Below are 10,886 nucleotides of genomic sequence, written 5' to 3'. Positions count from 1 at the left end.
TTCAAGTTTTTCCGGATTGGCAATTACTCTCATCACTTCACCCATTGCTGCACCGTGTCAATCAATTTCAATACTTTTTTTCGTCAGCATAAATCCCTTCACTTAATTCTCACTTGATTCGGCAGAGTGACAAAAGAGGGCTATTCCTCTTTCGCTTCTGCCAACCAAGCGTCAAACTGTGCTTGATTCTCACTCACCCATTCCTGAGCTAAACGGCGAATATCCTCTGGAGTATCAGCCCCCTCTTTAATTTGTAAGCTCACTTCATTCATATCGGCTACTGGAATACTCAGCAATTCAAACCAACGTTTAGCCCTCGAATTTTTAGATGCAAACTTTCGATTTACCACAAAACGTTGCCCCACAGCCGGCCATCCCAAATTTTTTCCCTCAAACGTCGTATCCGTTTCCATTATCCCTACCATATGCTCAGGTAAAGAGGTGAAAGAAACTTCTAAAGCCATCACATCTCGATCGGGTTTCAAAACAGCAAATATCCAATGTGGATTATAAGCGTAATAGAAAATAGGCTTTCCTTGCTCGTAACGATCTATGGTATCCGCCAAAAGGGACGTATAATTTCCCTGCTCTTGTTCTACCGTATCCTCGAGTCCATAAACTTTGAGATGATGATTAATCACCGATTCACAAACCCAACCCGGATTACATCCAACTAAGTTTGCTTTGCCATTGGCATCCGTATCAAAGAGATTGGCAATTTTGGGATCTTTCAACTGTTCAATATTAGAAATCCCATACTCATCAGCCGTTTTTTTATCCATGTGATAACCTTGAGAGCCGGGCGGTATCACTTTGCCAACTTTCTCTAACTCATTATTGCCATTAGCCTGATTAAATAAAGATTCATGACCCGCATCGTAAGACACCACACTATAATCAAGATTTTGAGTTGCCAGAGATAGATAAATGGCTGGATAATCTAACGTTGTCGGACTCTCAATGGGGTAACCCAATTTAGCTAAACCAATATTGACCACTTCCGTTTGAAAGCTCTCCTCAACCCAACTACTATGGGCGGAACGCACCAGCGTATCTTCAGTCGAGTCTGAATTAGACCGACAGCTCATCAAGCCCACCGCGATCGCCAACAACACACCGGACGAAAACAACCGACGATATGATTTTCCAGGCATACATTTAGGGATCATAAAAAAATAGTATAAGTCCGGTATATATCGTAATCCAATAAATGAGGGCAATAGGGAATAGAAAATTCCCCTATTGCCTTATCTACCCACTCCCCCATCTCCTCATTCCCCCACACTTGACAAATTTGCTTTACACTATTGACGATTGAGGGTCACTTAGGGAATGATAAGTAACCATAATCTATGCTTAAGTAACCAGACCCTCATTTAAACGGGGTTTGCATACAGTTTATCTTCAATTTCAGTGTCTAAAGCGATCGCGTGAGGAGAGCAATGAAAAAGTATCAATTTGGACTAAGTGGAGCGCTGCTCGGTAGTGCCGCCGTGATTGTAGCCAATGCTTCGGCTTGGGCGGCTCCGACCCAAATCACCAACGTCTCCCTAAACCCCAAGAATGACGGAATTGAAGTCATCCTAAATACTCAAGAAGGCGATCGCCCCCAAATATTTGCCGTGCCCAACGGCAACGAATGGGTTGCCAACATCTCCAACATGCAGCTCAACATTCCCAGCGGCGAATTCATGCAAGCCAACCCCGCTCCAGGCATTGCCGCCGTTCGCATCAACTCCATAGATGGCAACAGCGTTCGCGTCACCGTCACCGGTAACCAAGGTAGTCTCAGCGGCCGCATCAGCATCCAAGACGGCTCTAACTTCATTCTCTCCCTCAAGCAAGACGACCCTAAACCCACTGCCAACACTGCACTCCAGCCCCCTGTACCCCAGCCGGTCGCTCAAACGCCACCCCAACCCATTGCCCAGGGCGCTCCCAACAACGGAGTACCGCTACCAAGCTTGCAAAACGGCATCCCCAGCCTACCCCCCGGAACAGGTGTCGCGCCTCCCTTCCGGCAAAGAGCGATCTCCCCACCCCTCGGTGAAATCTCCGTATCCACCATTGACGCATCCGGGCGCACCATCAACCTCGGCTCCTCCGAAAACGTCCCTCGTCTCGTTCTCCGGGATGCCCCCGTGCGCGATGTTCTCGCCCTGCTCGCACGGGTAGCCGGCATGAACCTCGCCTTTACCGACGGTGCAGGAGGGGGTGAAATTCCCGAAGGTCAAGCCGGAGCCTCCACATCTGTTGCTGGATCAACTATTTCTCTCGACATCGAAAATGAACCCGTGCAAAACGTCTTTAACAGCGTCCTGCAACTGAGCGGCTTGCAAGCCAACCGCGTTGGCCGCACCATTTTCGTCGGGACCAACCTGCCTCTCGAATCAAGTCCCGTCATTACCCGCACCCTCCGCCTCAACCAAGCCGAAGCTGAAGCCTCCGCCACCCTCCTCGCCTCCCAAGGAGCCGACTATCAACGAGTTGTTACCAACACCACGCGCGTAGTAGAAGGTGAAGGAGTAGACCGACGGGAAACAGAAGAAACAACGACTAGCATTGAAAACTTCACCGTCCAAGAAGCCAACGGTCCCCTCCTACTGCGCGGCCTATCCATCATTGCCGACGAGCGTCTCAACTCCATCACCCTCGTCGGTGACCCTCGCAAAGTGGAAATTGCTACCGGTTTGCTCTCCCAACAAGACCTACGCCGCCGTCAAGTCTCCGTCAATGTCAAAGTCATTGACATTAACCTTGATGCTGAAGAATTTTCTAACAGTAGTTTTTCCTTTGGTTCCGGGGATTCTTTCTTCGTGGTTGATGGAGGTCGAGGCATCGCCAACTTTGGACGCTTAAGACCACCTACAGCCGATCAAGCCCGCACTAATCAGTTTGGTCGTCCCGTTGTCGCCAACCCCCTTGCGGGAAGAACCCCTTTTATCAACCCCAATGGAACCCAACTGGTGCGCGACCCCGCCACCGGCCAACTGGTTCCCTCAGGGCAAAACCGACCTGGTTCTGTTTTCGCCCCTGGTGGCTCGCCCACGACTGCCGGAGTTACTGGATTTGACGGTTCTGTTGGGATTCCTGGTGCTGCCGGTCGTCAAGTCTCCCCCTCTTCCGGAACCCCACCCTTGTACTATGACCGTAATGGGATTCCGCGCAGTTTGAACGAACTCACCGTTGGGGGAGGCGCATTCCAACCCTTAGTCAATCAAACTAATAATCTCGTTACTGCACCCACTGCTGGCACTCAAGCCCCTCGATTTTTTGATAATACTGGTCAACCTAGGCTCTTGAGTGAGCTGCAACTCGGTGGAGGACAGCTACCAGCGCTACAAACTCCCAATGGGGCCCTGATTACGGCTGGAGCTGGAGCGCAAGCCCCGCAGTTTTTTGATGCCAACGGTCAACCTCGAAGACTGAGCGAACTCACCATTGGTGGTGGAAATATCCAGCCTCTGCTCAATCCTGCCGGGAATGTCGTCTCGGCTGGAACCGGGCCCCAATATTTCCTTGATTCTACCGGTACGCCCCGACTACTCAGTGAATTAAATATTCCCGGACTTCCTGGTGCTAACGGGCCATTTGCACCCTTGCAACAAAACACGAGTGGAGCGGTTCTCACGCCAGCTCAAACCGGTACGCCAACGCCTCAATTTTTTGATATTAATGGCGTTCCCCGCAACTTTAGTGACTTAACCATAGGAGGGGGCACATTCCGACCCCTGATTAATCCCGTCAATGGCCCCGTACCCGTAACTGCCCAACCTCCCCGGTTCTTCGATACTACAGGTACGCCTCGCCTATTGAGTGAATTAACCCCTGGTGGGGGTAACTTCCAGCCCCTAACTAATGGTCAAAATTTAGTTTCTGCGACTCAAGCCATTGCTCCTCAATTTTTCGATGCCAACGGCGTTCCCCGCTTATTGAGTCAACTTGTTCCAGGAGGTGGAAACATTCCTGCCTTAACTAACCCCACTGGAGAACTTATTTCTGCTGCTACAGGTGCTGCTCTTAATGGCTTACCCGCTATTATTGGCCAAGCTGCCCAACTTACCTACCGACTGCCGCAAGTTTTCCAATATCCCAACCGGTTCCTAGCGCAACTGGAAGCGAATATTCAAGAAGGAACAGCTAAGATCCTTACTGACCCAACTCTTACCATTCAAGAAGGGGAAACTTCAACGATTAACCTCACAGACCGCATCCCTGTTAACGTGGAACAAGAAACGACTATTAATGCCAATACTAGCACCACCACAGTTAACACTGAGTTTGAAGATGTAGGTCTATTAATGCCAATTGTCGTAGATCGAATTGATGATAATGGCTTTATTACCATGACCATTAATCCTCGTATCTCTACCCCAACAGGTACTTTTAATATCCTTATAGGTGGACTACAACAACAAGTATCATTGGTTTCGAGACGAGAGTTAAGTTCAGGTAAAATTCGTCTGCGCGATGGTCAAACCCTTTTGATTGCTGGAGTCATTCAAGACCAAGAACGAGAAACTGTTTCTAAACTACCCATTCTTGGAGACCTACCCATTATCGGCCGCATGTTCCGTCGAACGGAAAAGAACTCTGAGCGTGCAGAAGTGGTGATTGTGGTTACTCCCAATATCATCCAAGATGTAGAAGATGCAAACTGGGGATATGGCTACGCCCCCAGCCCCAACGTCCAGCAACAACTTCGTAACCGAGGCTTCCGCTATCCTGGCAGATAACCACAGGGAATAGGGAATAGGGAAAAACCTAATCCCTTCATTTCCCCATTCTCCATCCCTCCACCATGAACCAACCCACAGTCATCGGCATCGATATCGGCGGAACCGGCATAAAACTGGGCCGGTTTACTCAAGATGGCAGTTGCCAAAACACTCTCACCATTGCCACCCCCCAACCCGCAACGCCAGAAGCCGTCCTTACTGCTCTACTCCCAACTCTTGCCGAACTTGACCCAGAGCAAACCGCTTTAGCCTTGGGAGTTGGAGTCCCTGGCCCCGTAGATGGAAGCGGTAAAATTGCTCGCATTGCCATCAACCTATGTGACTGGCAAGATGTACCCCTAGCCTCGTGGTTAGAAAGCAAAACGGGTAAACCCACTGTCCTCGCTAATGACGCAAACTGTGCTGGATTAGGTGAATCCTGGATTGGAGCCGGCCGCAACTTCCAAGACCTGATCTTGCTCACCCTCGGAACCGGAGTCGGTGGAGCTATCATCATAAATGGCAAATTATTTACCGGTCGCCATGGCGCAGCCGGAGAACTGGGCTTAATCACTATTGACCTCTACGGTCATCCTTGCAACAGTGGTAACCGAGGCTCCTTAGAACAACAAGTGTCTATTCCTGCTATCCGCCGTCAAGGGCATCTTGAACCGCAAGAACTTGGCCACCTTGCCGAAAGTGGGAACCGACAAGCCTTAGATTTTTGGGAAAACTACGGTCACCGTTTAGGGGCAGGAATCGCCAATTTGATCTATATTTTAACCCCAGAAGCAGTTATTCTTGGTGGTGGAATTAGTCAAAGTGCCCCTTACTTCCTCCCTGCTACCCTAGCAGAAATTGAACAGCGGGTTCTACCGACTTCGCGCGAAGGACTCCAGGTTTTAGTCGCTGAATTAGGCAATCAAGCGGGAATGGTGGGCGCAGCTAAACTAGCCTGGCAACATTATACAGCGCTTTGCGCTGGGGAATAGGGAATAGGGAATAGGGTTGTGGTAAATGGAGAGAGAGGATTCAAGCTTGTGTTTCATAACGCAAGCAAAGTGCTGTATGAGTCATGAGTAGGGGCAAAAAAATGTGCCCCTACAACGCCTTTCTCACAGTTATTTAAATCTACTCTAAGTATTAGAACTCTTGCCTGATTGAGCAGACAATGAATCGTAATCCAAAAATCCTGGATTCTGATGTCTATTTCCTATTGCCTGACTTATGCAAGAAGTCTATTCATTAGGACTGACCAATGGCAAAACTCGAGTAACCTAACTCACTCACTGCGTGCCAACTAAAAATATCTGCTTGGAACTGTTTCCAAGAGTCATAAACTTCCTTAAAAGAAGGCTCTTCACTGGCTTGTTGTGCAAGCAACTCCTGAGTTGCTTGGCGACAAGCAGTTAAAATTTCTGGGCTGAAGGGTTGTAATTGGGTTCCCCCATCTTTAAGCCGTTTGAGAGCTTGGGGATTGAGGGTATCATAGCGAGCTAAACAATGAATATTGGCATCAGCCGCCGCACTCCTGAGAACATCCTGATATTCTTTGGGCAATTGATTCCACTGGTCTATATTCACCTGTAACTCAAAGGTCGAACCGGGTTCCCACCAACCGGGATAATAATAATATTGGGCGGCCTTATTCAAGCCCAATTTTTCATCATCATAGGGGCCAACCCATTCGGCTGCATCAATAGCCCCCCGCTCTAAAGCGAGGAAGATTTCTCCTCCAGGTAATACCTGTACATTAACCCCTAAACTGGCTAGGACTTTACCCCCAAATCCAGGGATTCTCATTTTCAAACCGTTTAAGTCGGCGACGGTATTCACCTGACGCTTAAACCAGCCGCCCATTTGTACGCCACTATTGCCGGCAGGAAAGGCAATTACATTAAAATCTGTATAGAGCTTATTCATCATTTCTTGACCACCACCATAGTAGAGCCAAGCATTTTGCTGTTGGGCATTGAGGCCAAAGGGAACGGTGGTTCCAAATACGAGGGCTGGATTTTTACCGATGTAGTAATAACTGGCACTATGGCCACATTCAACGGTTCCCGCTTGCACGGCATCCAAGACTTGCAGTCCAGGGACAATTTCTCCACCAGCAAAGACTTCGATAATAAATCGCCCATCGGTCATGGCTTCGACTTTATCGGCAACCATTTTAGCTGACCCATAGAGGGTATCGAGGGAGGTTGGCCAACTGGTGGCCATTTTCCAGCGGATATTAGGGAGGGCGCTATTGGTGGGACGGGTGCTAGTGTTTTGTGAAGTGGTGGTTTGGGCACTACAGGCTGCTAGGGCTAAGGTAGTAGCTGCTCCTGTTGTGGTATAGGCTAACAATTTACGGCGTTTCATAGGTTAAGTTCATATTAAAAAGCAGATTGAAGAGTCAATCATACCTCTGAAACTGGGTCACTACAATAGAAGTGTTGAGGTGGTTTCACTTAATGAGGGTTAATCTAGAGTTCTGAGACTCTCGAGAAAGTCTTGGACAACTTCTTGGGGGTTATTTTGGCATTGTTCGATGACGTAGGAGTCAATGAGAACAATGCCAGATTGCTGTAGCAGGCGATCGCGCTTAAGATCGAGAGTGCAGGATTGTTCTTCAATTTGAAGAATGCCACATTTACCACCATCGATGACCAGAAAATAAGGTTGAGACTCTGGTTTTCCCTCTAAAATGGTTCGCACATGGGGATAAAACAAGACCTTTTGTTGATGTAGGGCTTGGGCAATGTCTAATTCGACTTGGGAAAAAAACTGTAATCCTTGCCACTGATAGGGGCTGATTTCTGATTCATTTAACGATTGCTCTAAGCCTTCTGCATGAACCAAATGGGTATCGGTTAAATTCGTTGCACTCAAATCTGAACCCCGAAAAATAGCATAGGCGGCATTACAACGGCCTAAATTGGTCTGATTTAAATTCGTGTCACTTAAATCGGCTTTAATGAGATTGGCCCCACTCACATTGGCTCGACTTAAATCTGCGCCACTTAAATTAGCCCCACTTAAATTGGCCTGAGCTAAAGAAGCTTGAAGCAAACACGTTCCATTCAAATCTGCTTGTACTAAATTAGCAAAAATCAGATTGGCCCCACTCAAATCTGCATGGCTGAGATTAATATTAAATAAAGAAGCGCTACTCAGATTGGCTAACGTTAAATTCGAGCCACTGAGCAACGCCAAAAACAAATTAGCGCAACTTAAATCTGCATAAGAAAGATTAGTGTGGCTAAGATTAGCATGGGAAAAATTCACATAAAATAAATTGGCACGGGTCAGATTACTCTGACTTAAATCAATGCCACTTAAATCGGTGTAACTGAGATCAATCCCAGCTAAATCAAGACCTCGAAAATCCCGTTGCCCGCCACGATAAAGGTCTAAAAGGGTTTGTTTATCCATGGATAAGCACCCAAACTTTTCAGATGATGTACGCACGATCGACTCTAGTTTAGAGTTTAACTTTGGGTTTGTTGGGCTAGCACTTCTAGCGCAGCTTGATATTGGGAGTCAGAAGCGGTGGCGATTTGATGACGGGCGATCGCCTGGGCAGGAACGATTTGATCGGGTTCAATGCCTAACTGATTAATATCATGATGATCGGGGGTTTCATACTTGGCAATGGTTACGGCTAACCCAGAGCCATCTGATAAATCAAACAGGGATTGAATTAATCCCTTACCAAACGTCTTTTCTCCCAGTAATTGAGCGCGATGGTTATCCTGGAGTGCCCCCGCTAGAATTTCACTAGCACTGGCTGTTCCATGATTGACCAAAACTACCAGCGGATCGTTGGTTAGTGCGCCTCCAGTCGCCTCAAAGCTCTCCAAAACCCCTTGACGGTTGACCACATAAACAATCGTACCCCGATCGATCCATTGGCGAGCAATTTCAATGCCAGCGGTTAATAATCCGCCTGGATTATTGCGTAAATCCAGAATATATGCTGCGGCTCCTTGCTCTTCTAAATGAGCGATCGCCTGGCTCAGTTCTTGGGAGGCATAGGCATTAAACTGGGTTAAGCGCAGATAGCCAATCGGAATGGAGCCAGAGTCAGACTCAAGCGATCGCAGGTCCGAAATCACGGGATTGAGCGTAATACGATCGCGGGTAATCTCCACCCTGTGCTGTTCTGTGCGGTCTCGTTCAATGGTTAAGGTGACTACTGTTCCAGTCGGTCCCCGCATCCGGTTAGCTGCCTCTTCAATGGTTAACTCGCGAGTCGGAATACCATCAATAGCCATAATGCGATCGCGCGGTTGAAGTCCTGCGGTTTCTGCTGGCGATCCGGCGATCGGTGCAATCACCGTCAGCAGACCGGTTTGAGCATCTAAAGCAATCTGCAACCCTACCCCACTCAACTCTCCTGAAGTCGTCACCTGCAAGCTGCGATAGGACTGGGGAGGCAAAAATCGGGTAAAGGGATCGCCCAAACTCTTCAGCATTTGGTCAATGGCCACATAGGTCTCTTCGCGACTCTTGAGCGGCTTTTTCAGGGCTTTCTGGCGCACAAACCACCAATTTTGATGATTAAAGGTCTCATCTAAATAAGACCGATTGACAATGCGCCACACCTCGTTGTAGAGCTTCTGTTCCTGTGTCAGAGCATAGGCTGGAGAGATCCAACCCCCAAGGGCGATCGCCACATACAACACCAAAAAACACGCCACCCAAAAAATTCGCTTTACCATCACCTGTTTTATCATTACTTTGGCTATGTTACATTTCTATAAGAGCGCATTAATCTTTCATAGGATCGTTAACCGCATGTTTACCAAGCAGGTAAGAGAGTCAAAAACCTTTCAATGGTTTCAAGAACGTCTGGAGATCCAAGGCATCTCCGACGACATCACCAGTAAATACGTCCCTCCTCACGTTAATATCTTCTACTGTCTCGGTGGAATTACCCTCGTGTGCTTCCTCATCCAGTTTGCCACTGGATTCGCCATGACCTTCTACTACAAACCCACAGTAGCTGAAGCCTTCACCTCCATTCAATACATCATGAATGAAGTCAGCTTTGGATGGTTAATCCGCTCCATCCACCGTTGGTCTGCCAGTATGATGGTACTGATGATGATTCTGCACATCTTCCGAGTGTACCTTACCGGAGGCTTCAAAAAACCCCGCGAGCTAACTTGGGTTACCGGAGTTGTTCTAGCGGTCATCACCGTAACCTTCGGAGTTACCGGGTATTCTCTGCCTTGGGATCAGGTCGGATATTGGGCCGTTAAAATTGTAAGTGGCGTTCCTGCTGCTGTTCCTGTGGTTGGAGACCTTGTAGTTGAACTAATGCGAGGCGGTGAAAGTGTAGGTCAAGCCACCTTAACCCGCTTCTATAGCCTACACATCTTCGTCCTTCCTTGGTCGATCGCCGTCTTTATGTTGGCTCACTTCTTAATGATTCGTAAGCAAGGAATCTCTGGCCCCTTGTAAAGTGCGTAGCGTTAGGAAATAGGGAGATAAATCCCGACTGCTTCACTGCCGACTCCCTCTATATAATTGTTCCATTCATTATATTGATTGAACCATGTCCATTCAAAAGCCACCGGCCTTATCCGATCCCAAACTCCGGGAAAAACTCGCCCAAGGCATGGGCCATAATTACTATGGTGAACCTGCCTGGCCCAATGACCTGTTGTATACTTTCCCGGTCGTAATTGTGGGAACCCTCGGCTGCATCGTTGCCCTAGCGGTACTCGATCCTGCCTTTATCGGCGAACCTGCCGATCCCTTTGCCACTCCTCTGGAAATTCTGCCAGAGTGGTACTTCTATCCTGTATTCCAAATTCTGAGAACAGTTCCCAATAAACTGTTGGGCGTTCTGATGATGGCTTCCATTCCCCTAGGCTTAATCCTGGTTCCTTTTATCGAAAATGTGAACAAATTCCAAAATCCTTTCCGCCGTCCCGTCGCGACTGCGGTTTTCTTGTTTGGAACCCTGGTTACTCTCTGGTTAGGTATTGGAGCGGCTTTACCCATCGATAAATCTCTGACCTTGGGATTATTCTAAAGAGCGCTGGTAATGGGTAATCGGAAGTTCAACCCCTGTTAAGACCCAAACAGCATTGCTATAGAGCAGATTAGAATCATAATTTTCTAAGCACCGGTAAGGGAGGCGATCGCTCGATCTTTAGCTCTCCTGCCGGT

The 10,886-nt window shown here is 48.1% G+C and carries 8 protein-coding genes; 4 read left to right on the top strand and 4 right to left on the bottom strand.

Annotation, left to right across the window (positions count from 1 at the left end; all coding sequences use genetic code 11):
- Positions 1–140: 140 nt before the first annotated feature.
- Complete coding sequence (proX, locus tag J7545_RS23205; RefSeq protein WP_318697946.1) at positions 141–1,154, bottom strand: glycine betaine/L-proline ABC transporter substrate-binding protein ProX; 1,014 nt, start codon at positions 1,152–1,154, stop codon at positions 141–143.
- Positions 1,155–1,442: 288 nt separating this feature from the next.
- On the opposite strand from proX, the gene J7545_RS23200 reads away from it, so the two are divergent.
- Both J7545_RS23200 and J7545_RS23195 read left to right on the top strand, forming a co-directional pair.
- The gene (locus tag J7545_RS23200) at positions 1,443–4,736 is read left to right on the top strand and encodes an AMIN domain-containing protein (RefSeq protein WP_318697947.1); all 3,294 of its coding nucleotides are present in this window, start codon (positions 1,443–1,445) and stop codon (positions 4,734–4,736) included.
- A gap of 65 nt (positions 4,737–4,801) precedes the next feature.
- Complete coding sequence (locus J7545_RS23195; RefSeq protein WP_318697948.1) at positions 4,802–5,710, top strand: ROK family protein; 909 nt, start codon at positions 4,802–4,804, stop codon at positions 5,708–5,710.
- Between the two features lie 253 nt (positions 5,711–5,963).
- On the opposite strand, the gene J7545_RS23190 is transcribed toward J7545_RS23195, so the two are convergent.
- The 3 genes from J7545_RS23190 to ctpA all read right to left on the bottom strand — a co-directional run bounded on the left by J7545_RS23190 (position 5,964) and on the right by ctpA (position 9,427).
- Complete coding sequence (locus J7545_RS23190; RefSeq protein ID WP_318697949.1) at positions 5,964–7,085, bottom strand: TRAP transporter substrate-binding protein; 1,122 nt, start codon at positions 7,083–7,085, stop codon at positions 5,964–5,966.
- 99 nt (positions 7,086–7,184) lie between these two features.
- The gene (locus J7545_RS23185) at positions 7,185–8,138 is read right to left on the bottom strand and encodes a pentapeptide repeat-containing protein (RefSeq protein WP_318697950.1); all 954 of its coding nucleotides are present in this window, start codon (positions 8,136–8,138) and stop codon (positions 7,185–7,187) included.
- A 56-nt stretch (positions 8,139–8,194) separates the two neighbouring features.
- Positions 8,195–9,427, bottom strand: a complete 1,233-nt coding sequence (gene ctpA, locus J7545_RS23180; protein ID WP_318697951.1) for a carboxyl-terminal processing protease CtpA — start codon at positions 9,425–9,427, stop codon at positions 8,195–8,197.
- Positions 9,428–9,503: 76 nt separating this feature from the next.
- Between ctpA and petB the strand changes: the two genes are divergently transcribed.
- The gene (gene petB / locus J7545_RS23175) at positions 9,504–10,172 is read left to right on the top strand and encodes a cytochrome b6 (RefSeq protein WP_271944269.1); all 669 of its coding nucleotides are present in this window, start codon (positions 9,504–9,506) and stop codon (positions 10,170–10,172) included.
- Between the two features lie 94 nt (positions 10,173–10,266).
- Complete coding sequence (petD, locus tag J7545_RS23170) at positions 10,267–10,749, top strand: cytochrome b6-f complex subunit IV (protein ID WP_271944267.1); 483 nt, start codon at positions 10,267–10,269, stop codon at positions 10,747–10,749.
- Positions 10,750–10,886: the final 137 nt, after the last annotated feature.

This window comes from Roseofilum sp. SBFL (assembly GCF_017746885.1).
Lineage (GTDB): Bacteria > Cyanobacteriota > Cyanobacteriia > Cyanobacteriales > Desertifilaceae > Roseofilum.
The sequence above is the reverse complement of the archived record's forward strand: the minus strand, read 5'-3'. Positions and strand labels throughout refer to the sequence as shown.

Bases quoted from the DNA above. Each gene is read 5' to 3' on its own strand.
- proX (WP_318697946.1), bottom strand. From the start codon at position 1,154: ATGCCTGGAAAATCATATCGTCGGTTGTTTTCGTCCGGTGTGTTGTTG.
- J7545_RS23200 (WP_318697947.1), top strand. From the start codon at position 1,443: ATGAAAAAGTATCAATTTGGACTAAGTGGAGCGCTGCTCGGTAGTGCC.
- J7545_RS23195 (WP_318697948.1), top strand. From the start codon at position 4,802: ATGAACCAACCCACAGTCATCGGCATCGATATCGGCGGAACCGGCATA.
- J7545_RS23185 (WP_318697950.1), bottom strand. From the start codon at position 8,138: ATGGATAAACAAACCCTTTTAGACCTTTATCGTGGCGGGCAACGGGAT.
- J7545_RS23190 (WP_318697949.1), bottom strand. From the start codon at position 7,085: ATGAAACGCCGTAAATTGTTAGCCTATACCACAACAGGAGCAGCTACT.
- petD (WP_271944267.1), top strand. From the start codon at position 10,267: ATGTCCATTCAAAAGCCACCGGCCTTATCCGATCCCAAACTCCGGGAA.
- ctpA (WP_318697951.1), bottom strand. From the start codon at position 9,427: ATGGTAAAGCGAATTTTTTGGGTGGCGTGTTTTTTGGTGTTGTATGTG.
- petB (WP_271944269.1), top strand. From the start codon at position 9,504: ATGTTTACCAAGCAGGTAAGAGAGTCAAAAACCTTTCAATGGTTTCAA.